27 protein-coding genes are annotated in these 26,615 nt (G+C 36.1%); 18 read left to right on the top strand and 9 right to left on the bottom strand.

Annotated elements, in window-relative coordinates:
- Position 1: 1 nt before the first annotated feature.
- From purQ to PQG54_RS04050, 5 genes are all read left to right on the top strand, one after another.
- Positions 2–703, top strand: a complete 702-nt coding sequence (gene purQ / locus PQG54_RS04070) for a phosphoribosylformylglycinamidine synthase subunit PurQ (protein ID WP_271788750.1) — start codon at positions 2–4, stop codon at positions 701–703.
- A complete protein-coding gene (gene purL, locus PQG54_RS04065) occupies positions 700–2,907 on the top strand; it encodes a phosphoribosylformylglycinamidine synthase subunit PurL (RefSeq protein ID WP_271788751.1) in 2,208 nt (735 codons plus the stop codon). Before purQ ends, purL begins: the two co-directional genes overlap by 4 nt.
- Positions 2,908–2,911: 4 nt before the next feature.
- Complete coding sequence (locus PQG54_RS04060; RefSeq protein WP_271788752.1) at positions 2,912–3,142, top strand: BolA/IbaG family iron-sulfur metabolism protein; 231 nt, start codon at positions 2,912–2,914, stop codon at positions 3,140–3,142.
- A 16-nt stretch (positions 3,143–3,158) separates the two neighbouring features.
- Entirely contained in the window at positions 3,159–3,488 is a 330-nt protein-coding gene (gene grxD / locus PQG54_RS04055) for a Grx4 family monothiol glutaredoxin (RefSeq protein WP_271788753.1), read from the top strand.
- 155 nt (positions 3,489–3,643) lie between these two features.
- Positions 3,644–3,967: a hypothetical protein gene (locus PQG54_RS04050; RefSeq protein ID WP_271788754.1), complete on the top strand. Its 324-nt coding sequence runs from the start codon at positions 3,644–3,646 to the stop codon at positions 3,965–3,967.
- A gap of 5 nt (positions 3,968–3,972) precedes the next feature.
- Here PQG54_RS04050 and PQG54_RS04045 read toward each other — a convergent pair whose 3' ends face one another.
- Positions 3,973–4,347 (bottom strand): YraN family protein, encoded by a 375-nt coding sequence (locus PQG54_RS04045; protein WP_271788755.1) that lies wholly within the window; start codon positions 4,345–4,347, stop codon positions 3,973–3,975.
- A gap of 99 nt (positions 4,348–4,446) precedes the next feature.
- Here PQG54_RS04045 and cls point away from each other — a divergent pair, with 99 nt between their 5' ends.
- A complete protein-coding gene (cls, locus tag PQG54_RS04040) occupies positions 4,447–5,883 on the top strand; it encodes a cardiolipin synthase (protein ID WP_271788756.1) in 1,437 nt (478 codons plus the stop codon).
- A gap of 2 nt (positions 5,884–5,885) precedes the next feature.
- Here the strand turns inward: cls and PQG54_RS04035 are convergent, their stop codons facing one another.
- Positions 5,886–6,542 (bottom strand): endonuclease/exonuclease/phosphatase family protein, encoded by a 657-nt coding sequence (locus PQG54_RS04035; RefSeq protein ID WP_271788757.1) that lies wholly within the window; start codon positions 6,540–6,542, stop codon positions 5,886–5,888.
- 71 nt (positions 6,543–6,613) lie between these two features.
- Positions 6,614–7,648 carry an AI-2E family transporter gene (locus PQG54_RS04030; protein ID WP_271788758.1) on the bottom strand — a complete coding sequence of 345 codons (1,035 nt, stop codon included), beginning with the start codon at positions 7,646–7,648 and terminating at the stop codon, positions 6,614–6,616.
- Between the two features lie 163 nt (positions 7,649–7,811).
- Between PQG54_RS04030 and metC the strand changes: the two genes are divergently transcribed.
- Complete coding sequence (gene metC, locus PQG54_RS04025; RefSeq protein WP_271788759.1) at positions 7,812–9,032, top strand: cystathionine beta-lyase; 1,221 nt, start codon at positions 7,812–7,814, stop codon at positions 9,030–9,032.
- Positions 9,033–9,037: 5 nt separating this feature from the next.
- On the opposite strand, the gene PQG54_RS04020 is transcribed toward metC, so the two are convergent.
- The 5 genes from PQG54_RS04020 to PQG54_RS04000 all read right to left on the bottom strand — a co-directional run bounded on the left by PQG54_RS04020 (position 9,038) and on the right by PQG54_RS04000 (position 14,643).
- Positions 9,038–10,513, bottom strand: a complete 1,476-nt coding sequence (locus tag PQG54_RS04020) for a YifB family Mg chelatase-like AAA ATPase (RefSeq protein ID WP_271788760.1) — start codon at positions 10,511–10,513, stop codon at positions 9,038–9,040.
- 446 nt (positions 10,514–10,959) lie between these two features.
- Entirely contained in the window at positions 10,960–11,589 is a 630-nt protein-coding gene (locus tag PQG54_RS04015) for a hypothetical protein (RefSeq protein WP_271788761.1), read from the bottom strand.
- 82 nt (positions 11,590–11,671) lie between these two features.
- Entirely contained in the window at positions 11,672–12,931 is a 1,260-nt protein-coding gene (gene serA, locus PQG54_RS04010; protein ID WP_271788762.1) for a phosphoglycerate dehydrogenase, read from the bottom strand.
- 34 nt (positions 12,932–12,965) lie between these two features.
- Positions 12,966–13,760, bottom strand: a complete 795-nt coding sequence (gene hisN / locus PQG54_RS04005) for a histidinol-phosphatase (protein ID WP_271788763.1) — start codon at positions 13,758–13,760, stop codon at positions 12,966–12,968.
- Positions 13,761–13,764: 4 nt separating this feature from the next.
- Positions 13,765–14,643, bottom strand: coding sequence for a c-type cytochrome (locus tag PQG54_RS04000; RefSeq protein WP_271788764.1), 879 nt, complete (start codon positions 14,641–14,643; stop codon positions 13,765–13,767).
- A 135-nt stretch (positions 14,644–14,778) separates the two neighbouring features.
- Between PQG54_RS04000 and PQG54_RS03995 the strand changes: the two genes are divergently transcribed.
- The 5 genes from PQG54_RS03995 to PQG54_RS03975 all read left to right on the top strand — a co-directional run bounded on the left by PQG54_RS03995 (position 14,779) and on the right by PQG54_RS03975 (position 19,191).
- Positions 14,779–15,510: a 3-deoxy-manno-octulosonate cytidylyltransferase gene (locus PQG54_RS03995; protein WP_271788765.1), complete on the top strand. Its 732-nt coding sequence runs from the start codon at positions 14,779–14,781 to the stop codon at positions 15,508–15,510.
- A 7-nt stretch (positions 15,511–15,517) separates the two neighbouring features.
- A complete protein-coding gene (locus PQG54_RS03990; protein WP_271788766.1) occupies positions 15,518–16,366 on the top strand; it encodes a prephenate dehydratase in 849 nt (282 codons plus the stop codon).
- 48 nt (positions 16,367–16,414) lie between these two features.
- Complete coding sequence (gene dapA, locus PQG54_RS03985) at positions 16,415–17,305, top strand: 4-hydroxy-tetrahydrodipicolinate synthase (protein WP_271788767.1); 891 nt, start codon at positions 16,415–16,417, stop codon at positions 17,303–17,305.
- Positions 17,306–17,309: 4 nt separating this feature from the next.
- Entirely contained in the window at positions 17,310–17,792 is a 483-nt protein-coding gene (gene smpB / locus PQG54_RS03980; RefSeq protein ID WP_271788768.1) for an SsrA-binding protein SmpB, read from the top strand.
- A gap of 187 nt (positions 17,793–17,979) precedes the next feature.
- The gene (locus PQG54_RS03975) at positions 17,980–19,191 is read left to right on the top strand and encodes an acetate/propionate family kinase (protein ID WP_271788769.1); all 1,212 of its coding nucleotides are present in this window, start codon (positions 17,980–17,982) and stop codon (positions 19,189–19,191) included.
- A gap of 255 nt (positions 19,192–19,446) precedes the next feature.
- Here PQG54_RS03975 and PQG54_RS03970 read toward each other — a convergent pair whose 3' ends face one another.
- A complete protein-coding gene (locus tag PQG54_RS03970) occupies positions 19,447–19,824 on the bottom strand; it encodes a hypothetical protein (RefSeq protein ID WP_271788770.1) in 378 nt (125 codons plus the stop codon).
- 344 nt (positions 19,825–20,168) lie between these two features.
- On the opposite strand from PQG54_RS03970, the gene PQG54_RS03965 reads away from it, so the two are divergent.
- From PQG54_RS03965 to PQG54_RS03940, 6 genes are all read left to right on the top strand, one after another.
- Positions 20,169–20,423 (top strand): hypothetical protein, encoded by a 255-nt coding sequence (locus tag PQG54_RS03965; protein ID WP_271788771.1) that lies wholly within the window; start codon positions 20,169–20,171, stop codon positions 20,421–20,423.
- 58 nt (positions 20,424–20,481) lie between these two features.
- Positions 20,482–21,816: a replication-associated recombination protein A gene (locus PQG54_RS03960; RefSeq protein WP_271789523.1), complete on the top strand. Its 1,335-nt coding sequence runs from the start codon at positions 20,482–20,484 to the stop codon at positions 21,814–21,816.
- A complete protein-coding gene (locus PQG54_RS03955; protein ID WP_271788772.1) occupies positions 21,813–22,790 on the top strand; it encodes an RluA family pseudouridine synthase in 978 nt (325 codons plus the stop codon). Before PQG54_RS03960 ends, PQG54_RS03955 begins: the two co-directional genes overlap by 4 nt.
- On the top strand, positions 22,787–24,961 hold the full coding sequence (locus tag PQG54_RS03950) for an AsmA family protein (protein ID WP_271788773.1): 2,175 nt from the start codon (positions 22,787–22,789) through the stop codon (positions 24,959–24,961). The genes PQG54_RS03955 and PQG54_RS03950 overlap by 4 nt, the downstream gene beginning before the upstream one ends.
- Before the next feature lie 23 nt (positions 24,962–24,984).
- Positions 24,985–25,713, top strand: coding sequence for an ATP12 family protein (locus PQG54_RS03945; protein WP_271788774.1), 729 nt, complete (start codon positions 24,985–24,987; stop codon positions 25,711–25,713).
- 88 nt (positions 25,714–25,801) lie between these two features.
- Complete coding sequence (locus tag PQG54_RS03940) at positions 25,802–26,590, top strand: DUF3050 domain-containing protein (protein WP_340163379.1); 789 nt, start codon at positions 25,802–25,804, stop codon at positions 26,588–26,590.
- Positions 26,591–26,615 lie beyond the last annotated feature (25 nt).

The raw sequence follows: 26,615 nt of genomic DNA, 5'->3' as shown, positions 1-26,615 counted from the left end.
CATGAAAATAGGTATCGTTGTATTTCCAGGTACCAACCGTGAACGAGATATGGTTATCGCTTTTGAACGTGTGACAGGGTTTACCCCCCAAATTATTTGGCATCGTGAGACGGCATTACCACAACTCGATATGGTTGTTTTGCCTGGTGGTTTCAGTTACGGGGATTATTTACGTTGTGGCGCAATGGCTGCACATTCCCCAATCATGCGTGAAATCCAAGCCTTTGCACAAAAGGGTGGATATATCATGGGCGTTTGTAATGGTTTCCAAATCTTAACTGAAGCAAATCTGTTGCCTGGCGCGTTACTACCGAATGCTAGCTTGAGATTTCTTTCCAGAGATTGTCATTTACGTATTGAACGCAATGACACTGCTTTTACCCAAGGATGGAAGCAAGGAGATATATTCAGAACAGCAACAGCACACGGTGATGGTAATTATTTTTGTGATGCTGAAGGATTAAAACGTCTTGAAGGCGAGGGGCAAGTTGTATTCCGTTATGCTTCTCCTAATGGTGAGATTGATCCATCGAATTCCGATTTTAATCCAAATGGCAGCATTAATGCGATTGCTGGCATTGTCGATCAAACTGGCCGTATTTGTGGTATGATGCCTCATCCCGAAGATATGGTCGATCCCTTAATGGGCAGCGAAGATGGAAAACCCCTTTTCCAAGGAATCATGGAGACATTAACACGATGAGTAAAGCTCAACTTATTGTAAATGAAGAACTTGGCAAAGAATTTGGATTATCAAGCGATGAATATGCCAAAGTATTAACCATTATGGGCAGAACTCCAAGTTTAACAGAACTTGGTATCTTCTCCGTCATGTGGTCAGAGCATTGTTCTTATAAATCTTCTCGTGCTTGGTTGCGTAATCTTCCTACCAAAGCTCCGTGGGTTATTCACGGCCCAGGTGAAAATGCTGGCGTAGTCGATATTGGTCAGGGTTTGGCTGCGATTTTCAAAATGGAAAGTCATAACCATCCGTCATTTATCGAACCTTATCAAGGTGCTGCAACTGGTGTTGGTGGTATTTTACGCGATGTCTTTACCATGGGTGCACGTCCTGTAGCGAATTTAAATGCATTGCGTTTTGGTAGCCCCGATCATCCAGCAACTCGTCATATTGTGGATGGTGTTGTTCGTGGAATTGGTGGTTATGGTAACTGCGTTGGCGTTCCGACAGTTGGTGGAGAAGTTAATTTCCATGCCAGCTATAATGGAAATCCATTGGTTAATGCCATGAATGTCGGTGTTGCCAGACAAGATCGTATTTTCCTTTCTGCTGCTGCTGGTATTGGAAATCCAGTGATTTACGTGGGTTCTAAAACAGGTCGTGATGGTATTCATGGCGCAACGATGGCTTCTGCTGAATTTGATAAGGACGCAGCTTCAAAACGTCCAACAGTTCAAGTGGGTGATCCATTTGTTGAAAAACTATTAATCGAAGCGTGCTTAGAATTAATGGCAACCGATGCGATTGTTGCTATTCAAGATATGGGTGCTGCCGGCTTGACCTCTTCTGCTGTGGAAATGGCCGGCAAGGGCGGTGTTGGTATTGAACTTAATCTTGACCATGTTCCTCAACGTGAAGAACACATGACAGCCTATGAAATGATGTTGTCAGAAAGCCAAGAACGCATGTTGATGGTTTTACGTCCTGATCGTACTGACCTTGCAAAAGAAATCTTTGAAAAATGGGAATTGGATTTTGCAATCATTGGTCATTTGACAGACACGGGTCACATTGTCATTAAACATCATGGTCAAACCGAAGCTGATATTCCATTAGAACCTTTGGCTGATGAAGCGCCTTTATATCATCGTCCGACTGCACCTTCACCAAAGCCTGAACCTTTAGGGGCAATAGACGTTGATGTCAGTATTGAACAATCCTTAATCAAATTGCTAGGTTGTGCTGATCTTGCATCTCGTTCTTGGATTTGGGATCAATATGACAGCACCATTGGTGGGCAAACAGTTTATCGTCCCGGCCAAGCAGATGCAGCGATTATTCGTGTTGATGGTACTAATATTGGTCTTGCATTAACCACAGATTGTACCCCACGTTATTGTGCTGCTGATGCTTACCAAGGTGGTGCTCAAGCTGTTGCAGAAGCATGGCGTAATATTACGGCAACAGGCGCGAAACCTTTGGCAGTGACTGATAATCTGAACTTTGGTAATCCAGAAAAACCAGAAGTGATGGGGCAGATTGTTGCAGCGATTGAAGGCATGAAAGATGCTTGTAATGCACTTGATTTCCCTGTCGTCAGTGGTAACGTTTCATTATATAATGAAACTCGTGATGCAAATGGCGAGAATGTTTCTGTATTACCAACACCTGCCATTGGTGCTTTGGGTGTTATTGATGATGTTTCTAAAACCATCGGAAATGTGTTCAAAGCAGATTATGACCTTGTTGTCATTGGTGCAACCAAGGGCGAATTAGGACAGACATTGTGGTTAAGAGAAATCTTAGGTAAAGAAACAGGAAATCCTCCCCAAGTGGATTTGCAAGCAGAACGCCGTAATGGTGATTTTGTCAGAGAGCAAATAGCAAATGGTGTGATCGAAGCTTGTCACGATGTTTCAGATGGCGGGTTATTAGTTGCAGCTGCTGAAATGGCAATGGCAGGAAACGTGGGATGTACTTTGGATGTGCCAGAAGTTGGAATGCGTCCAGAGGCCTATTGGTTTGGTGAAGATCAAGCACGTTATTTGGTAATGACCTCTCAAAAAGATGCGCTGTTACAAGCAGCCAAAGCGCAAGACATTCCAGTCAGATTCATTGGTTGTACAGGAGGTGATAGCCTCGTCATGCCATCTGGTGCGGTCACAACGATTGCTCGAATGAAAGCTGCTTCCAAAAGCTTTTTTGAAAAATTAATGAAAGTATAGTCACATGGATGTATCTGAAATCGATGAACGCCTGCGTAACGCTTTTCCTGACGCAAATATTGACGTCGGTGCTTTGAAAAAAGACGGTAGGCATTTTTATTGTAAAATTGCAGCAAAAGAATTCGAGGGCTTGAATAAAGTCAAGCAACATCAATTGGTTTATAAAGCACTGGAAGATTATCTTGATGGTGATCTTCATGCCTTAGCTTTAGAAACCTCAGCTCTATCAAACTAAATATAGGAGACATATAATGAGTAACCCTGTTTTTGAACAAATCCAAAAAGAAATCGATTCAAATAATGTTGTATTGTTTATGAAAGGCACAGCAGATTTTCCAGGTTGTGGATTTTCAGCGAAAGTCGCACATATTCTTTCAGATCTAGGCGTTTCTTTTAAAGATATTAATATCTTAGAAGACGATTCTTTACGTCAAGGTCTCAAAGAATTTTCAAATTGGCCAACTTTTCCTCAACTTTATGTTAAAGGAGAGTTGGTTGGTGGATGTGATATCGTCAGAGAAATGTATGCTTCTGGAGAGCTAGCTCAACTCTTAAAAGAAAAATCAATCGCTTGCAACTGATTTTAGTATCATAAATGCAACATAAAGAGAAAAATTATAAAAAAATAATTTTTCTCTTTATTCGTATGTATCCAAAAATGAATTTATAAGTTAGCTTTTAGCGTAATTATGTAATCCGTCAGCAGTTAGTATATATATCGTTAGAGAGTCAATAAATGGTCAGACATTTCAAAAAAACAATTTGTTTCCTTTTTGGTGCCGCCGCACTTGTTTCCTTATCTCCTTCTTCTGCAAAAGCACAACATATTGTTACAGAAACAGAAGCTGGTAAATTAACACTAGAATCTTTAACTGCTGCTCCTGCTGTTCGTCATTATAAAGCCAGAAAAGTTTCATATAAAACAAGTTCAAGTAAAAACCACTCGAAACTCGTAAGAAATGTTTCCTATAAACAAAAAGGCAAACTATCTGTAAAAAATGCCGTTTATAAATCTTCTTCACATAAAAAAACTGCTGTAAAACATCGCCATCGCAGTTAACTTTTCTAGAAGTCGCTTAGAATAATATTTTCGAAATGTTCGATTTGACCTGACTGATTGATTGTAATCAGGTCAAACCGAACATTTTCTATTTCAGGATAATAATATTCTAAATAGTAGTTCGCAGCATTTATTAATCTTTGCCTTTGCTTGGCTGAAATTGACATTAAGGCATCGCTCATTTTTTTTCGTGCTTTTACTTCAACAAAAAGCAACCAATTAGTTTTTTTTGCAATTAGGTCGATTTCCCCAACTGGGCTACGAAATCGTTTTTGTAGAATATTCCATTGAAGATTAATTAAATAATTTTCTGCCAGATTTTCTGCAGACAAACCTTTATTGTATGCTAGAACCCCTAAATTTTGATTGCTATTTTTCATCTTGATATTTTATCATAAAACCACATTTTTTATAGAAAAATAGTACTTATTTATTTTAATAATACGAATGACTATCTTTTAAATCGAAAGCTCAATGAAATGCATGTGTTTTACACATATTTATTTTTAACAGATTTTAAACAAGATTGGTTCCTAGCAATTTTGCGGTTTATTTTAATATTATTTGTTATATTTCATGTATTGAGACATGTTCGTGATACCAGAGCCGCTATTGGATGGATCGGCTTTTCTTTAATAATGCCGATCATAGGTTTTATTTTATATGTAATGTTTGGTGTTAACCGTGTTGTTCGTCGAGCCCAAAAACTGGTGAATAATCGTCCTTGGCATAATAAATTATTAAATAATATGACGCGTTATTATATTAAAGGTCATTTTTATCCTTTGGCTAAAGTAGTAGAAGGATTTACGCAACGTCCTTTATTGATGGGTAATGACGTTGAACCTTTGTTCAATGGCGATCAAGCCTATCCCGTGATGCTAGAATCTATTCATTCGGCCAAAGTATGTGTATTCCTTTCCTCTTATATTTTAAGAAGTGACGAAACAGGTAAAATTTTCGCAGATGCCTTAATTGCAGCACAACAAAGAGGGGCGATTGTTCGAGTTTTAGTTGATGGAATAGGAAGTGGTTATTTTTATTGCCCAATAGCCAAATATCTAAAAAAAAATGGGATCAGAATTGATCGTTTTATGCACTCTTTTTTACCTTGGAAAATGCCTTTTATTAATCTCAGGACACATAAAAAGATCTTAGTTGTTGATGGAAAAATAGGTTTTCTAGGTGGATTAAATATAGCTGGTGAAAACATTCTTGCAGACCATCCAAAGAACCCAGTTTCAGATACCCATTTCAAAATTACGGGAACTATTGTACATGAGCTTACAGAAGCTTTTTTACAGGATTGGTTTTTCATTACGGCTGAAGATTTGAACAAGAAAAGCTTCTACCCACCTGTCGAAACCAAGGGAAACATGATTTGTCGTATTATAACGGCAGGCCCTGATACAGATATGGAAAAAATAAAATATACGATGATGCAAGCGATTAGCTTGGCAAGAGAATCTATTCGTATTATGACCCCTTATTTTTTACCCGATGATCGCTTTTTATCTCTTTTATGTTTGGCAGCTGTCAGAGGAGTTAATGTTGAGATCGTCATTCCTGAACAAAGTAATCAGATCTTAGTCGATTGGGCACGAAACATAAATAATATTTTGCCTTTACAATTCGGGTGTAAAATTTGGCTAGTAAAAGCACCATTTAACCATTCAAAATTAATGGTTATTGACCGAATTTGGTCTTTTGTAGGTAGTTCTAATGTTGATATGCGAAGCTTACGGTTAAATTTCGAAATTAATATGGAAATATATCATAAAGAATTCGCGCAACAAATCGATGATTTTATTGGATCACACCGACATCGTTTATTAACCTTGGAAGAGTTAAAGAATAGATCATCTCTTGCTAAATTTAGAGACTCAACCACTAGACTGTTATTACCCTATCTATAAAATTATTTTGGTCTTAGCGTTACCATAATTGGGCGATGGTCGGATGAAGAACGAGATAAAACTTGCTTATCGATACATTCCATCCCTCTGACCAGACAACGATCCAGACGAATAGGAAATAAATTAATCATTTTATGGGTGGGCTCACGTGGTCCAACGTCTTTAAAACCTGGTATCAGCGTAGGCCCAATTAAATTATAATCACCCAATACAGCAGCTTTTTCAGGAAGAAAATCAGAAAGGACTTGTAATTGTCTTCTATTCAAAATTTGTCCATGGGACAAATGCACATTTGCAATCCAAAACTTACCGTAATCAATTAACTGAGCAACTCTTTTAATTAATGCTCCTTTGGGTAACACACAAGTTGACGGCGGTGTATTGAATGGATAAGGACTCCAACAAGCAACGCCATGAATACGCCCTGGCAACGGAAATCGACTGTAATATCCTCCAATTAATTGAGGCAGGATATTCATATCCTCTGTCGCTTCTTGCATTAATAATAATTCAGGCTGATGCGTGTTGACCAAATACGCAACTTCATAAGGAGAAGCCCCAACTTTTCGTAGCAAATTCCAACTAATAATTTTAAAATATCGTAAATCAGGTTGAGTATCTACGTAAAAATGCGGATATATTTTAGATGAATAAAGCATTAATCTTATGACTTATCTTTTTTATTAAAACGTTATATATATCATGAAATTTTACTTTCAGAGCTAAAATATTATTTTTCAATGCTTTCTTTTGAAAATTCTATTGTCAGAGTATATCCTAATCCTAGCAAAACGGGCCCCAAGAAGATACCCAAACCACCAAAAGCCAATACACCACCTAAAATTCCTAAGACACTTAATAAGTAAGGAAGTTTATTGCCAGAAGAAATAAACATCGGCCGTATGATATGTTCAACGCCTGAAATAATAACAATTCCATATATTAGTAATAATAATGCTGAGACAATCTGATGATGATAGAACCCCAACCAAATAACAGCTGGGATCCAAACAACAGGTGCACCGATTGGGAAAAGGGATAAAAAAGCTGCAATACCTCCCAATAAAACAGGTTCCGGAATATCAAATAAGGCCAAACCACAACCTGTTAGTATACCTTGTAATAAGGCGGTTCCGATAATGCCATATACTGTTCCCAAAATTGTTTTATTAGTCATTTCGACCAAATGTTTAGAGGAAGGCCCAGCAACTTTGTAAATAAGTGCTAGAATGATTTCTCCGACATAATCGCCACCTAACCAAAAGAAAAAAGAAATAAATAACGCAAAAGCAAACTGAATAAATCCACCAATAGTTTGGAGAAATACAGAAAAAGAAGCACGCGTGATATCATATAAATAAGGACGAAGCGTATCCCCAATACTTAATAAGTGCTCAGCCCCATTTTCCCAAGTTTTTGCTAAATACTTATTAATAATAGGTATATGTTGCATCCAATGAGGAGGGGACACAAAATTAATCGATGAAGTTGCAGATGAAATGGTTTGAACGACCCTTGGAACATCATCAATAATCGCTGCAGATAAAATGACGACGGGCATGACCATACATAATCCACAAAATATAGTCATCAATAATGCAGCACACACTTTCCCTATATATTTCCTGAAAAAAACATAGATTGGCCATGTGGCAAAGCTGATAATACCAGCCCATAAAATAGAAGAAAAAAGAGGGTTTAAGATCAACCAACATCCATATGCGATTGCTGCTAAAAGAATATATAATATAACGCGTTTATTCATCTTTTTCTCCTTAAGACATGACTATAAAATATTGTTAAGAGAAAAAAAGATTAATTTTCGTAATTTTACAAAATTTTAATAAAAAACTGTCAAAATAGTGCAAAATTATACAATATAAAATTCAGATATATAAAATTATCATCGTAAATAAGGATAAAATATAATGAATTTAACCCCTGAAGAAACAGTTTCAATTGGTTGGAAAGCATTATCAACATTACTTGTCACTTCAGGCAGACATACAGAATCTGTTTCTGAAAAAGGCTCTTTTGTAAATGATCCTTTACATAGAGGATCAACAGTCATATATCCCTCTGTTGCTGCAATGAGAAATACTGCTGGTCAACAATATGAACACCAAACTTTATATGGTGCAATGGGATCTCCGAACCAACATGAGCTTGAAAAAGTCATTGCTTTGATTGAAGGGGGCAGTCACAGCCAAATTGTTTCTTCTGGACTAACAGCGTGTACGGTTCCGTTATTGGCTTTTTTGTCTGCTGGAGATCATTGTCTATTAATTGATAGTATCTATGGTCCGACAAAGCGTTTTTCTGAAAAAGTAATGAAAAAATTTGGTGTAGAGATCAGTTACTATCCAGCTGATATTTCTGTTGATGAGATTAAAAACTATATTCAACCCAATACCAAAGTTATTTTTACTGAAAGCCCAGGTAGTCATACATTTGAAATCCAAGATATCTCCGCATTATCGAAACTAGCCCATCAACATGATATTAAACTTTTTTTAGATAATACTTGGGGAATAGGGGTCTTTAAACCATTTGACCATGGGGTTGATGTCTCTGTCCAAGCACTCACTAAATATGGTAATGGACATTCAGACCTAGTATTAGGTGCGATTACGGTCAATAATGATGCAGACTGGCACATATTAAGAGATACATCAATTGCTTTGGGCGAGGTAGCTGGACCCGACGCCTGCTGGCTTACGTTGAGAGGATTAAGAACGCTTGGGGCTCGGCTAGAAAAACAATCTATTTCTGCGTTGAAAATTGCACAATGGTGTCAAGAACAACCAGAAATAGAACGCGTTCTCCACCCAGCACTGCCAAGTTGCCATGGACATGAAATTTGGAAAAGAGATTTTACAGGAGCAAGCAGCGTCTTCACAATCGTTTTCAAACAGCCCATTACAACACAACAGGTCATCGACATGATTGAAAAACTCAAATTTTTCTCTATTGGTGCTTCATGGGGAGGATATGAGAGTTTAGTTCTGTTAACTGATGGGGAAATATACAGAAATTTTCCAAATAAATTAATCTCAGGGTCTGCTTGTCGTTTACATATTGGTTTGGAAAACACAGAAGATCTTATTACAGATTTAAACTATAGTTTTATCGCAACTTGGCGCTCATAAAATAATTACCGTTGCCGAAAGGTCAAAGCTTCGGCAACACTGGGAATATCAATATCATCCTTTAATGCTAAATCTGAAATTGTTCTAGCTACTCTGAGTAATCTTGTAATTCCTCTGGCGGACAACTTTAATTGCAATGATGCTTTTTCAACCATCTGAGCGACATCTTGATCCAAATGAATATGATTAATATTGATTTCATTATTTAACATATTTTGTCGTGTTAATTGCTTACCTCTAGCTGCTTTTACACGCCTTGCAACAATTTCACTTTTTTCTCCTGATGCAACATTGACAATATCTTTGGGATGAATAGGTTCTATATTGGTAATTAAATCAATGCGATCTAGTAAAGGTCCAGAGATTTTACGCGTATATTCTTCTTTACATTTAGGCACACGATGGCATTCACGCTCAGTATCTCCTAGATACCCACAACGACAAGGATTCATTGCTGCAATTAACTGAAAATGTGCTGGATAGGTAATATGAGACGTTGCTCTGGCAATAGAAATATTACCTGTTTCCAAAGGCTGTCGTAAAGATTCCAAAGCATTTCTGGCAAATTCAGGAAATTCATCCAAGAATAAAATACCATGATGAGCCAAACTGATTTCGCCAGGTTTGACTTTTGCCCCTCCACCTGTTATCGCAACTTGGCTGGCGGAATGATGCGGGCTGCGAAAAGGTGGGCGTATAATTGGGGCTGAGTTCGGTAATAATCCTGCAGAACTATAGATACGAGTTACAGCCAAAGATTGTTGTGATGTTAAATCAGGTAGTAAGCTTGGTAAACGTGCAGCTAACATTGACTTTCCAGCCCCAGGAGGACCAATCATCAACATAGAATGACCACCTGCTGCAGCAATTTCCAATGCTCTTTTTGCACCTTCCATTCCTTTAACCTCTGATAAATCTGGATCTTTCACAAAAGAAGGCAAAGGCATAAATTCAGGTTTGGATAAAATTTGTTTACCTGTAAAATGTTGTAATAAGACAGATAAAGAAGAGGGCGCCAAGATATCAATATCTCCACCCAAAAGAGCTTCACTTCCTTGATCGTTTGGGCAGATTAACCCTCTTTCTTCTGTGGCTGCACCAATCGCTGCTGAAATCACTCCATTTACTGAACCAATTGCCCCATCCAAAGACAACTCTCCCAGTGCTGCATAATGCATTAATTCTTCTTCAGGGATAATATCCATTGCACATAAAATGCCCAATGCAATAGGGAGATCGTAATGTGTGCCTTCTTTTAAAATATCTGCTGGGGCTAAATTGACCAAAATACGCTTTGGGGGCAGAGCTATTCCCATAGAAACTAAAGCCGCACGCACACGCTCTCTCGATTCTGTGACTGCTTTATCTGCTAGACCAACAATAACAAAGGCTGGAAGACCACGGGTTATTTGAACTTGAACTTCTACAGGGACGGGATCAATACCAGAAAAGGAGAATGTTAAAACTCTAGTAATGCTCATCTTCTATCACCCTGTGGAAATAATACTACATTAAGAAATTACAATATATAATTCTATGAAATTAATAAATTTTTTATAATAATATACAAGATATAATTGAGAAAGTATAACAAAATCAAATTATAGAAAAAAAGTATAGTTAATTTAGATTGATTTAATAGGGATCTAAAAATTGTATTTGTTATTACATAGACAAATTATATGAAACAGAAGATCTTATTTATAATATAATTGATGATTTAAAATCGAACGACATATGCCAAATTATCATTTAGCAAATATACCGTATCAAATTCATACAAAATATTAATAGGCAACTTAGCAATACGCATAAACCATAAGACTACCTGACTTTTATAAATTATAAATTAAATAATTTAGACTTTTTTTTATGGGAAAAGAAGCTCTAAAGTTTTTTTACTTTGCTATGGTTCATAACCACAAAGTTACTTACTGATATCAGATATAATTTGATTGAATTGTGCAAAATCCTCATTTTTCTTATCAAATATTACTTTATCAGAATAAATTTTATTTGACATGTAATTTAAAGTAATATGCCAAGGTTTTCTTAATGAAATAGTTGACTGACCCAAGTTAAATAAGTCGTAATTATCGGCAATTTGCTGATATACATCCTCAGATAATTGATCTGCATATAAATATGGATTAGGTAATTGAATGATTTCCCAATTTAATTTAGAGATTTCAAATCTTAATACTTCATTATTTAGTGTATTTTCAAAACCATGTTCATAGATATAAATTAAATCTATGATATCATAAAATATATGAATAATTAAATATCCATTATTGATAAGGTCATTTTGAATATCTTTTATGAATTCAATATCTTTCAATGCATCATCATTAAAAAACATATTTTCTTCATCAATTACTTGATGTTTTTGTATTTTATTTTGATATTTATTGAAAAAATATTCAGAATATTGATCTGTTGAAAACACTAACTCAAATAAGAAATGTTTCTGAGTTTCTTTATGGAAGTAACCATGAAGAAAATTAAGAAAATCCAAAATGTTTGATTGTGAAATAAATGTATTTACATAATTCATTAAGTTTAGATCAAGATTTTGTATTAAATATCATATTATAGATGCAACAAAACATCCATAATACGATATAATATATTAAAACTTACTTATCAGTTGGACGATATAAGATACGTGCGCGAACCGTACCCTCTAACGCACGTAAAGAACGTAGGATTTCAATATCAATGTCTTTTTCGCCTTCGGTCGTTGCTTCAATAACGACATAACCCACTTCACCATCTGTTTGAAGATATTGTGCAGAGATGTTCGCATTGGCTTCGGTAAAGATATTGTTGATTTTTTGCATAATACCAGGAACATTTTTATGCACATGCATATATCTTGTGCCTTTGAGGCGAATGGGCAATTGAACTTCGGGGAAGTTGACAGAGCTTAATGTTGACCCAACATCAGAATATTCAATAAATTTATTGGCAACTTCTCGACCAATACGCTCTTGAGCTTCAATCGTAGAACCACCAATATGAGGGGATAAAATTACATTATCCAATCCACGTAATGGAGAAGAGAATTCTTCACCTTTTTCTTTGGGTTCTTTTGGAAACACATCAATTGCAGCGCCTAATAAATGCTTGCTTTTTAATGCAGCTGCTAATGCATCAATATCAACCACTTGCCCACGGGCATTATTGATTAAGAAAGAACCTGGCTTCATCATGGCAATTTCTTTTTCACCAATGAGATTAATGGTGCTTTCTTGATGAGGCACATGCAAGCTAACAATATCACTTTCTTTTAATAATGCAGCCAAAGAGTCAACTGGACGTGCATTACCATGCATTAATTTATCGATTGGATCATAATAAATCACATGTAATCCAAATGCTTCTGCTAGAATAGAAAGCTGAGAACCAATAGATCCATATCCAACAATCCCAAGGGTCTTCCCTCTGACTTCCCAGCTGTTGGTGCTGCTTTTATCCCATAATCCTTTGTGGCATTCTTCTGAACGAGTGAAAATACGACGTAATAACATCACAATTTCACCCATCACCAATTCAGCCACAGAACGTGTATTACTAAACGGTGCGTTAAATACAGGAATACCACGATTTCTGGCAGCATTTAGATCAACTTGGTTGGTTCCAATACAAAAACAACCAATCGCAATCAACTTATCAGCAGCATCTAAGACTGCTTCCGTTAAATGTGTGCGAGAGCGAATACCAATTAAATGAACGCCTTTGATTGCTTCCTTCAAAGCATCTTCATCTAAAGCAGTTTTTAAAAGGGTGATATTGCTATATCCGTTTTGCTTTAACAGCTCGACAGCACTCTCATGCACACCTTCAAGTAACAAGATACGAATTTTATCTTTGGGTAAAGATAAGTTTGAAGCCATTTTCTTTTCCTATATATAATGATGATATTAAATTTTAACAATTATTCAGTAAATCAACCACTTGCTGCTTTAATCTTGGATCGCCCAGCGCTAAAACTGTCTCTTTACTGTGTAAATTCAAAGCATTCCCTTGCCAATCTGTAATACAGCCACCAGCACCTTCAATAATGGGAACTAAAGCCGCCCAGTCCCATATTTTATTTCCACATTCAATGATTAAATCTATTTGCCCCAATGCTAGAAGCCCATAAGCGTAACAATCTCCGCCCCAGCTGACGCGTTTAACTTTATTATAAACTTGCTTCCAATTAGTTGTAGAAGCACTTTCCAAAATTTCAGGCGCAGTGCAAGAGGCTTCTGCAAAACGAAGCTCAGAACAAGACCTCGTCCCAATTTCTCCGCCCAGTTGGGAGATAAATTGCGATGATTGTCCTTGCACTCCAATCCAGCGTTCATTGGTAATGGGTTGGTCAATAATACCTAAGACAGGTTTTCCTTCGTATAACAACGAAATTAAAATCCCAAAAAGAGGGCGGCCCGTAATAAAAGCACGAGTACCATCAATAGGATCAATTACCCATTGAAATTTAGAATCTGTACGATTGACCCCATATTCTTCACCAATAATACCAAATTCAGGTGTTTCTTTTTGTAAAATAGATCGAATGGTTTGCTCTGCTTCGCGATCAGCTTGGGTAACTGGCGATTCATCTGATTTGATATCAGCATGTAACGAAGCTTGCCTAAAATAAGGTCTTACAACTTTACCAGCAGCCGTTACGGCTTCTTGAGCAATTTGTAAATAAGAATCTAATTGGAGTTTTGTCATGGAATTAATTTTTATCCTGTGGTGAAAGAGAATGAAGATACAGAATAATGTTTTTTCTTATATCAGCAGAACTGATACCTTTGTAATTCATTTTATTTCCAGGCGCCCATTGTTGAGGATTCTCTATCCATTGATCTAAATTACTTTCTGTCCAATTCATTTTTTTTAATTTTAAGGAGCCAGAATAAGTATAATTTGATTGCGAGGCAATTGGTTTATTTACAATGTTATATAAATTCGGTCCCAGTCTTGTATTTCCTTCAACTGTATCTGTATGACAAACAGCGCAATGTTGTTGAAATTCCTCTTTTCCTTGTGAAAGATTAGATTTAATTTCAGGATTGGATTTCTCGCGTGGATCAGAATTATCTTTCTTTTCAATAGCAGAGGCTGAAGAAGGTGCAGAAGGAGATATTGTTTTCAAGTAAGCAATAACATCAATTCGATCTTGTTGAACAGAAATGCCAGGATATGCCATAATGGTATCAGGCGCAAAATTCGTTGGATGAGCAAGCCACAAATTTAAATTTTGTACATCCCAAGATTCCTTTTGATGTTTTTTAAGACTGTCAGAGTAGTTGAAATTAGGTTTAGATGCAATTTTATGACCCATAACACCATATAAATTCGGTCCTATTTTATTGGCACCGTTTTCATTAAATGTATGACATAGGCTACATTGTTGCGTTGCCAGCTCTCTACCTTTGGCTGGGTTAGCAGATGCTAAATCAATTGATTCATTTTGATCGCTATCATTTGAAAAAACAGATTTTATTTGGGTTTGATTTTGAATAACCACCGATCCTATTCCCCAAGACGCGGCTAAAACACAGACCGAGAACAAGCCTGCCACTGCTAATCTATTCCAATCAAAACTATCCATTTGTGAATATTTTTCTTCGCAACTTAAAATGAACTAGATAATCATTATTTGTTTATAGAATAAAGATACGTTATCAGCTATAAAAGAAAAGAAAAAAAACGATCAAAATGATTTTAAATTGAGAACCACAGTTAAATGAATGCGTTAATTATCATTCCAGCACGTCTGGCCGCCACACGGTTACCCAATAAGCCTTTGGCTGATATTCATGGAAAACCAATGATTGTGCGTGTAATGGAACAAGCACAAAAAGCCGACATTGGCCCCGTCATTGTGGCTTCGGGTGATAGAGAAATTACAGAAACCATAAAAAAAGCAGGCGGAGCGGTCATTGAAACAGACCCAAATCTTCCTTCTGGTTCTGATCGCGTTTATCAAGCATTTTTGCAAGTTAAGAATCATCAGGATTTTGATGTTATTATTAATCTACAAGGTGACTTGCCGCTTATTGATCCAAAAGATATTCGTCAATCAACGCTGCCTCTATCCGATCAATCTGTTAACATTGCGACACTTATTGCACCTGTAAAAACAGAAGCTGAACGCAATGCACCCTCAGTTGTCAAAGTTGCCTGTAGCTTTGATGAAAATGCAAAAATTGCAAAAGCACTTTATTTCTCAAGATGTCCTATTCCTTATGGGGATGGCCCTTTATGGCATCATGTTGGTATCTATGCCTATCGCAAAGCTGCCCTTAAACAATTTATATCTATGCCGACGTCCTCTTTGGAAAATAGAGAAAAATTAGAACAATTAAGAGCATTAGAAGCTGGAATGACCATTGGCTGTGCAACCATTGAAGCCGCTCCGTTCGGGGTCGATACGCCAGAAGACTTGGATAATGTCAGAAGAATAGTAAAAGGTTAAACAATCAATGACAAAGACAAAAATTATAGCCTTCCAAGGAAGACCTGGTGCTTATTCTGACCTTGCATGTCGTCAAGCAAGACCTGGTTGGGAAACGTTACCTTGTGAAGATTTTCACTCAACAATTAAAGCCGTTCAAACAGGCAAAGCAAACCAAGCAATGTTGCCCTGTGAAAATAACCTTGTAGGACGCGTTCCTGATATTCATACTTTATTACCTTCATCGGATTTATTTATTGTTGGCGAACATTTTCAACGTGTAGAACATTGTTTAATTGGTATCAAAGGGGCTAAAATATCAGACATAAAGCGGCTTCATACACATCCCGTGGCAATGGGGCAAGTCTCGGAATTAATACAATCTTTACATATTGAACCAATTATTGAATTTGATACGGCGGGTTCGACTGAAATTATTGCGAAATTAAATAACAAAGAAGACGCTGCAATTGCTTCTTCTTTAGCCGCAGAGTTAAATGGATTGAAAATCTTGCGACATAATGTTGAAGACAAATCTTATAATACGACCCGTTTTTATATTGTTGCACAGGAAAAAGAAATACCTGCCATTGAAGAGCCTAACATACTCACAACATTGTTATTCAAAACAAAAAATATTCCCTCTGCTTTATATAAAACCTTGGGTGGATTTGCGACAAATAACATCAATATGACACGATTAGAAAGCTGTATGGCTGATGGTAATTTTATAGCCACGAAATTTTTAGTTGATGTTGATGGACATATCGAAGAAGCTAGTTTAAAACGTGCAATCAATGAGTTGCGTTTTTATGCCGAAGAATGCGTTATTCTTGGCGTGTATCCAGCGTCACCTTACCGTCAATCAAAACATTAATTTTTTTATGATATAAATTACAAAGTGAATATATAAAGGATTGCTTCCATGACGAATATTTGGCTAGAGGGCTCATTAACAGCATTAATTACCCCTATGAATCTTGATGGTTCACTGGATGTGAAAGCATTTGAGAAATTTGTTGATTGGCAAATTCAAGAAGGCACCTCTGCATTAGTACCCGTTGGCACAACAGGGGAAAGCCCGACATTATCTCATGAAGAACATAAAAAAATTGTTGAAATAGCAGTTAAGGTTTCCGGAGGACGCGTTCCAGTCTTGGCTGGTGCTGGATCAAATTGTACCGATGAAGCCATAGAAATGGCTAAGTTCGCTAAAGAAATCGGAGCAAATGCGGCGTTGGTGGTAACCCCTTATTATAATAAACCAACTCAAGAAGGGTTGTTCTTACACTATACTGCCATTGCGAACGAAGCTGAATTTCCAATTTATATTTATAATATTCCTGGACGTTCGGTCATTGATATGTCCGTTGAAACAATGGCTCGTTTAGCCGAAAATCCTTATATTGTGGGTGTAAAAGATGCAACAGCAAATTTAGTTCGTCCTATTCAAGAACGCAGAGCCATTAAAAAACGTTTTAACTTGCTTTCTGGTGAAGATGGAACAGCTGTTTCTTATTTAGCTGCAGGTGGTAATGGATGTATTAGTGTCACTGCAAACGTAGCACCTAAACTTTGCGCAGAAATGCACAAAGCATGGAAAAATGGTAATGTGAGTGAAGCAATTGCACTGCAAGATCTTTTATCTGTTCTTCATGATGCAATGTTCTGTGAAAGCAATCCTGCACCTGTAAAATATGCAGCCTCAGTCTTGGGATTAACAAACGAAACTTGTCGTCTTCCATTAGCTCCTATTACAGAAGCTTCTCGGGAAAAAGTAAACAAAGCTTTGAAGACCGTTGGATTAATAGGTTAAATGAATGGCTGAGAAGAAAAAGAATAACTTAATTTCTTTTGGAAATGTCGCTAAAAACCGCAAAGCTACGTTCAATTATTCGATTATCGAAAAAATTGAAGCGGGCATTATGCTTAAAGGGCCAGAAGTTAAAAGCTTACGACATGGCAGAGCAACCATTAACGAATCCTTTGCGGGTGAGAGAGATGGTGAGATATGGCTGTTCAACAGCTATATCCCTGAATATCAAGGGGGCGTTTTTTCAAAGTTTGATCCCAGAGCTCCTCGAAAATTATTATTGCATCAAAAGCAAATTAATAAATTACTAGGTAGTATTACCAGAGAAGGGATGACATTGGTTCCATTAGATATTTTTTTTAATTCCAGAGGAATTGCAAAAGTATCTTTGGGTCTGGGTCAAGGTAAAAAGAAAACAGATAAACGCCAAGCCATTGCCGATCGTGATTGGAAAAGAGATAAAGCAAGACTATTGAGAAATAAAAACTAATTTCTCTAAGAAAATTTTGACAAAAATCAAATAAAGTTTCATCATAAATCAGAGATCATAATGAAGAGAAAATTGAGAGTTTAGCTTAATTATTATACATATATAAAACAAGTTTAGACTCTTCAATAATTTTCTGTAATTAAGCATACTCTAGATATTATAGATTTTTCTAGTAAGGTTTTTGTGAATGGCAGATTCAGTATTAATTATTAATGCAGGTTCATCTAGTCTTAAATTCTCTCTGTATCGTGAAAATACAGATAAAGAATTTGTAAGTAGTGCTAATGGGTTATTAGAAGGAATAGGAACCAAACCCCATCTTATAATAAAAAATGATAACAAAGAGATCATCTTTGAAAAGAATTGGACAGATCCTGAATTATTTAAACCTTCTGCCAGAGATAAACTTTTTGATGAAACAATTGAATGGTTATTTCATCATCTTGGTGATGATACAATTATTGGCATCGGCCATCGCTTTGTGCATGGCGGAGCAAAATATTCTGCACCCGCTTTAGCAAATGACAGCGTGTATGAAGATTTAAAAGCGTTAACTCCTTTTGTTCCACTGCATCAACCTGGAAGCCTATCTCCATTACGTGTCATGTTGAACAAAAACCCTGAGATACCCCAGGTTGCTTGTTTCGATACTGCCTTTCATGCCACAATGCCTGATTATGCAAAGCGCTTTGCATTACCAAGGAAATATTTTGATGATGGGGTAAGGCGTTACGGTTTTCATGGGCTATCGTATCAATATATCGTTCATTATTTACAGGAAACAAATTCACCTTTGGCAACTGGTAAAGTCATTGTTGCCCATTTAGGAAATGGTGCCAGCGTCACAGCTATTAAAAATGGTAAATGTGTCGACACCTCTATGAGTTTTACACCTCTTGATGGCTTGGTGATGGGAACGCGCTGCGGAAAAATGGATGCGGCGATTATTTTATATATGTTGCAAGAAGAAAAACTTTCTCCTGATGAAATCCAAGATTTAATTTGGAAAAAGTCAGGTTTATTAGGTGTTTCAGAGCTTTCCAGCGACATGCGTGATATCATTCATGAAATTAAAACAAACGGTGCTAAATCAGAATATGCCCAACAAGCTCTAGATTTATTCACTTATCGACTAGTTGGCGAAATCGGTCGACTAATTGCTTCTTTAAAAGGGGTCGATGGGATTATTTTCACAGCTGGTATTGGTGAACATTCACCTTCTTTACGATACGAAGTTTGTAAAACTTTGAATTGGTTGGGCGTAAGCATCGATGACGAAGCTAACCAATCTGGTGCTGTAACTATCAGCAAGCCAGAAAGTAAGATTTTAATACAAACAATTCCAACAAACGAAGAATATATAATGTTGAAAGAGGTTTTAAAATTTACTAATAAATAGAAATTTTTATTCAGTAATTATATCTCACTATTTCCAAAAGAATTAAAAACATTAAGTAAATAGGTGGCATGCTGCTGCTTATTTATTTGATAAATAAATTAATGTAATGAAAAATCCTCGGTTGAGAAGAACGTTAAAATTAGAACTTATATCGATCCACTGATCGGCATTGTGGTTATCATTTTAAGACCATTTATGAGTATGGTTGAAGTTCAATTTAAATTTGAATTAGAAAAAAGAGGATTTCTTTTCTTTCTAATTTTGAAATGATAGATTTTTACATTCAATTCTTATATTAGGTTCCACTCTATGACTACAAATATTCTGAACATCTGTAGTGCAAAATTGTATAGAATTCGTATATAGATCTTTTAACATTGCAATATTAATATCTTGTTGTGTATCTGAGTCACTTGGTGTTCTTTTAATTTGTTCTTTCAAAGCTCGTAATTTTTTTAAACTATCCATACATGTTTTACTGATTATATCTGGTTTAGAATTTAGAACTTTGAACAAGATTTGCAAATGACTATCCAAAAGAAAAACTGCTTTTTTATCGTTCGTTTGAGCAAAAACAGGGCTTGTTACAATAAAAGAACATAAAAACAGATTAAACCAAATTCTTTTTCTCATTATTCGTATCCTTATTATATTATTAATTTATTATTTTATTGATTTCGATATAAGAATTAAAATTGGATATTATAAAATGTTAATTATCCAATTTTTGATATCAATAAATAATTGTTATTTTATATTAACTTAAACCATTTTTTTTGTTTTTATACAATTCATTCTATTATTATCCTTTCGTCATACACAGGTTATTCCTCAAGCTTATCCCCCAATATGTGGATAACTTTTATTAACACTCATTATTTATAAAAAATATAAATGAACAAAAAAAATTTTATTGAAAAAAGAATTATATGCTATCTTAACTTGTTATCAAATTTTGATTTGTAGTGGAGTATAAAATGTCTATGAATAATAAAAAAACTGTTCTTTTAGGAATTAAAACCTCATTACTTGGTTCACTGTTTTTGCTTGCTGCATGCACAGGGACAGCAGGAACCCCTGTGCCTCCCGGCACAGAATCAAAAGCAGGGTATGGAAGTGCTTGTAAAGCGGGAACTTATTCTTGTAATACGCCTTATCCTGTGCCGTTGGGTTCACCTTGCAGCTGCCCTGGTCTTGGTGCAGCTTCTTATGGCAATGTTCACGCAAAATAATCTATTGGATTTATGAATAATTTACTTCGTTTTATAATCAGAGCACAATAAATTGCCTATGGATTTATTTGGCTCTGAAAATGCTTTTGATAAAAAGCCGTCATCCGTTACAACCTCAGCCAAGGATCATTCCCCCTTAGCTGATGTTCTGCGACCAAAAACACTTGAAGAAGTTATTGGACAAGATCATTTAATAGGAGCAGATGGGATTTTAACGAACATGTTAACCCATCGGTCCTTGTCCAGTTTAATTTTGTGGGGAAATCCTGGAACTGGAAAAACGACAATTGCACGAATCCTAGCCCAAGAAACAAACCTACATTTTATTCAAATTTCTGCTATTTTTTCAGGCGTAAGCGATCTTAAAAAGGCATTCGACGAGGCGTTAAGATTTCGTAATCACTCAGGGCGCAGCACTTTATTATTCGTTGATGAAATTCATCGTTTTAATCGGGCTCAACAGGATGGTTTTTTACCTGTTGTCGAAGATGGCAGCATTATCTTGATTGGCGCAACTACTGAAAATCCATCATTTACACTTAATAGTGCGCTTTTATCAAGATGTCAGGTTCTCGTTTTAAAGCGTTTAAATGAAATTGCATTAAACCTATTATTGACACGGGCAGAACAACAATTACACCAAACACTTCCATTGTCTGAAAATGCACGTACAGATTTGATCTCTATGGCTGATGGTGATGGACGATATTTATTAAATATGGTTGAACAAATTACTTTACACGCCACGAATTCCATTTTAGATAGTAAAGACCTGACACGCATTTTAAGCCGCAGAGCCAGTTTATATGACCGCAATCGTGATGGGCATTACAATTTAATTTCAGCATTGCATAAGTCTTTACGAGGTTCTGATCCTGACGCTGCTCTATATTGGTTTGCACGTATGCTTGAAGGCGGTGAAGACCCAAGATATATTGCCCGCCGATTAACCCGTTTTGCAGCTGAAGATGTTGGTCTGGCATCACCAAACGCGTTAACCCTTGCAATTGCGGCATGGGAAACTTATGAACGGCTTGGATCACCAGAAGGAGAGGTTGCTTTGGCTGAACTTGTTGTATATTTAGCCACAGCACCAAAATCCAATGCCGTATACAAGGCTTATAATGAGGCAAGAGCAGTTGCAAAAAAAACAGGGAGTTTCATGCCGCCAGCACATATCCTAAATGCTCCGACAGCAATGATGAAAGATCTGGGGTATGGCAAAGGATATGAATACGATCATAACACAGAGGAAGGTTTTTCTGGTCAAAATTACTTTCCCGACGAAATGCAAACTCAACAATTTTACACACCGACCAATCGTGGCGTAGAAGAAACTATTGCCCAACGACTATCCCATTGGAATCAACTAAGAAAAAAGCGTTCTGTATGAAAATTTTACATATTTCAATTTTAAAAGAAGACGGCGATGTTAGACTGGATCGTTGGATTAAACGACAAAATCCTAATATTACCCAAGGCATAATCCAAAAATTGTGTCGTACAGGACAAATTCGTGTCGATGGGAAAAGAGTTCAAGCCGCAACACATTTAAAGGAAGGTGAGATTGTTCGCTTCCCTATGGTAGAAATCGACCATGAGAAAGCAAAGCAACCTCAACAAATTGATCCTAAACTAGCCAAACAATTAAAAGAATGGATCATTTATCAAGATGATGATTTATTCGTTATTAATAAACCCTCTGGTATTGCAGTACAAGGGGGCAGTAATGTCACAAATCACATTGATGGGATATTAGAAGCCTTACAATTTGATAGTAAATATCGTCCGTCATTAGTGCATCGTCTTGATAAAGACACATCTGGATTATTATTAATTGCACGTCATCCTGCTGCTGCGGCCAAACTTGCTGCTGCGTTCAGAAGCAGGGATATGAAAAAAGTCTATTGGGCGATTACGACCCGTCGTCCGTCACCCCTGAGCGGACGGATCGATTTACCATTGTTGAAAGTCGAATATCAGAATGGCTCTCATATCGAGGCAGCTGATGCCAAGAATAAAGAGGCTCAGCGTGCAATTACAGAATATGAAGTTAAAGATTTCGCGGCCAGAAAACTTGCTTTGGTTGAATTATATCCTTTAACAGGACGTATGCATCAGCTTCGCGTCCATTGTGCTGAAATGAAGGCGCCTATCTTAGGTGACAAAAAATATAACAAAGAAATGCCTTATATGGATGGTTTTTCCCAAAAATTACATCTTCATGCTCGTCAACTTGATATGCCTCATCCATCAGGAGGACGGTTACTGGTAGAGGCCCCTTTGCCTCAACATATGAAAGAAACTTTTGAACATCTAGGTTTTGTTGTTCCAAGTGAAAAATCGGCGGTACGGACTAAAAAATGAGTAAAAAAAAGGTTATTCTAGGTAGTTTTGGTGTGTTAGCTTGCCTTGTTGGGGGAAGTCTATTTGCTGTGAATCATTTTGTTGATCGTAAGATGATTTTAGATCAGCTTTACAGTAATATAGAAAAACAAACAGGCCGAAAGTTAGCACTACAAAACCTAGATATCCATTTTTTTCCTTGGCCTGAAATTCATGCTTCTAATATTACGTTATCAAATATGCCTGGGGGTAAAAACCCTCATTTTATCACAGCAGAAAATCTCGAAGCAGATTTGAATTTATGGTCATTATGGCAAAGAACGATCCATTTCAAATCAATTAAACTATCCAACGTCCAAATCCATTTAGAGCGTAATGCTCAAGGTCAAAAGAATTGGGATCTTCAACCCAACGAAACAATAAAAAAAACAGATCAACCTGCGGCACAACATTTCACTCATCGTAAATGGGGATGGCAATTTAATAATGTTAAACTAGAGAATGTAGAATGTTGGTATGATGACGCGCTTAATAAAAAAAATGCGCATCTATTCTTCGAACAAGCTGAATTAAATCAACTTGAAACAGATAAAGTTAGGTTTAATATCAACGGTTCTCATCATCGTGCAAAATTCACAATTGCAGGTCGGATTAGCCATTTAACTGAATTACTTGAAAATGATGACACGATCACACCCCCTGCTAAATTCCAAGTCAACTTAACCGAATATGTTCGTAATCAGAATATTGGAAATTTACGTATTAGCGGAACTTTAAAAAGCCTCGTTAAAGCCAAAGGGTACGATATTATTGTTCGTGGAACGATTTTGAATCTTAATGATTTAAACCATCTTTTCCCTCATGCGCATCTTCCTTCGATTGAGAATATTACATTAAACACTTCGTTTAGAGACATCTCGAATGCGAATGATCCTCAAGGTAAACCCCAAATTGATCTTTTACAGCTTCACACGGGTAAGGTTAATGCGGCAATTTTTCCTGATGATTTTCAGTTAATTAGTACAGAGATCGTTGCGAATGATTTGAACGCCGATGTAAATACCCAGATTGTTGGGCAATTATATGGAAAAATGTTTCGCTGGTCTGGAAATATTGGCCAATTAAAAACTCTACAAGATAATATCTTGTTTAAAACAGATGGAAATCTTCCTATTTCCGGAAAATTATCTTCAGCTAATTACAATCTAAAACTAGACGGTACAATAGGGGGGAAAGATCCTTCTTTGTCTACCGAATTGAGCTTATTAAACTATAATAAATATTTTAATAATTTCGGAAATCTGAATGCTCAAAATATTCTATATTCTGGGAAGTTAATTGCTTCTTTCCCTTTAACTTTGGCATCTCTTGAAAATATTAACAAAAATTTTATACTTAATAATATTATTATAAACGGTAAATTATTCAGTAATAATATAAAAATAGATCAAAATATTTTTAATAATTTTTCAAGTAATTTAGACTGGAAAAATAGAGAACTTTCTCTTACTCAATTACAATTAGCAAATAAGCAAAGCAATTTTAAAGGGGACGTTCATTATTCCCTAAAACAAGTAACGCCAGAGTTAGATGTTAGAATAGTTTCTTCATCCTTTCCAATGAAATGGATAGAAGATTATTTTTCCGTTGCGAATATTTATACAGGGCAAATAACAGTCTTAGGAAGTTTAACAGCCACAGGTAATAATTGGCAGGAATGGGAAAAAACACTCACTGGGAAAATTGGTTTATTTGGAACTGACGGTATATTAGAAGCAGAAGGGCTTAAACATTATATTGGTCAAGCTGCGGCAACATTGCCATTAAAAAAGTCTTTATCAACGCAATGTATCGCCTTAAGAGCTCAAATTAATCCTAATGATTTATTTTTTGATACCATAACAGTACAAACTAATCAGTTTGCACTTAATGGACAGGGGACATTTGATATCCCTGAACAAAAAATGAATCTTCATTTTATTCCCGATATAAGGTTAGGCGCAATTAGTGCCTCTGCACCGATACGCATTGGTGGAACATTATTAAAACCTTATACGACTTTTGATATGAATAAAAAGAGAGTTTTCTCTTTGAACATCAATGCTCTTAATCAATCACAACCAGCAACCAATTATTGTCAAGGTGCCATTGAGAAGGCCAAAAACCCTTTGGGTGTTTTGCAAAAGAAATAATAAAAAAAGGATCGTAAAGAATTATGGCTGCGGTTTCGAAACTACGTCGCTTTTGGAAGTCTGTGAATATTATTCGTAATGATAAAGGCTATCAAATCTTGTTGGATGAGCGTCCTGTAAAGCTCCCTCAGAAAACAGAGCTCTACGTCCAAAGCCCTTTGTTAGCAGAGAAAATAGCTGACGAGTGGAAAAATATTAGCAGTCAAAAAGAAGATTATTTTTCTTTTAATGATTTGCCTATGACACAAATTACAGCAACAATGATCGAAAAAATATCACCTACACATGATATTTACATTGATGCTTTACTTCCTTATGTGAATGGTGATCTATTGTGTTATTTTGCTGACCAACCTAAAAAATTAGTTATCCAACAACAAGAAAAATGGATTCCACTAATTCATTGGATTGAAAAAACTTTTCAAACAAAGCTCAAAACGACCCAAGGCATCATGCCTATTGTTCAAGAACCAAAAGTAACAAACTTGTTCGAAAGTTACTTATCCAATTTAGATTCAGTAGAATTAACTTATTTTGCAATTATTGTTCCTTTGCTAGGAAGTATGATTTTAAGCATTGCTCTTAAAAATGAAAGAATTACAGTTCAAGAAGCATTCAATTTGGCTTATTTAGATGAAATCATTCAAGCAGAAATATGGGGGCATGATACAGAACAACAAGCAAAACTGGATAAGATTCAAATAGATATTCAGGATGCATATAATTTTTATTGTTTTGCTCATAACGTATAATAAAAATATTTAACTAAGTTTGTTTTTTTTATATAATAATTGTATTTCCGATATTTTGGAAAGAAAATTAAAAAAGAAAAGAAACAAAATGTTATCAAATAATACTCAACAATATGAATCTGAACTGCAACAAGCTAATCAAAAAATGAGAAATCATATATTATTTAGCAGTATTAAAACAATTGAAGATCTTCGCTATTTTATGAAATATCATGTTTTTGCAGTTTGGGATTTTATGAGCCTAGCAAAACGACTACAACAAGAATTTACATGTACCACACTTCCTTGGATCCCCAGACGTAATAACAAAGCAGCAAGAGCAATGAATGACATCATTCTTGGCGAAGAAACTGATGTTAATCTTGATGGGTCACATGCATCTCATTATGAAATGTATCTAAACGCCATGGAAGATGTCAACAGCGATCCACTACCAATCCAAACTATGGTCAAGGAATTCGAACATAACACCAATATCGAATTCAAAGAGGTTGTTAATAAACAAAATATTCCGACTTATGTTAAAGACTTTGTCATTCATAACCTCGATACAGCAATTAATGGCAGTCTGCACGAAGTATTAGGTTCTTTTTTCTATGGTAGGGAAGATGCTATCCCTGAAATGTTTAGTAATCTTTTAAAAGAATGGGGATTACAAGAATCCGACTATCCTAAATTTGTTTATTATTTAGTTAGACATATTGAGCTTGATGGTGATTCACATGGTCCAGCTGTTCACAGTATCATCTCAAATTTAAAAGACAGTCCCGATAAATATATTGCTTTACTTAAAAGTGCCATCGCGGCGGTAGAGCATAGAATTAAATTATGGGATGGAATCCACAGAGATATCAGTTCAGGTATTTCTAAAAATTAACGAGTTTTTTCCAAAGAGCTAGTAA

It is taken from the genome of Commensalibacter communis, from assembly GCF_947179015.1.
Lineage (GTDB): Bacteria > Pseudomonadota > Alphaproteobacteria > Acetobacterales > Acetobacteraceae > Commensalibacter > Commensalibacter communis.
The sequence above is the reverse complement of the archived record's forward strand: the minus strand, read 5'-3'. Positions and strand labels throughout refer to the sequence as shown.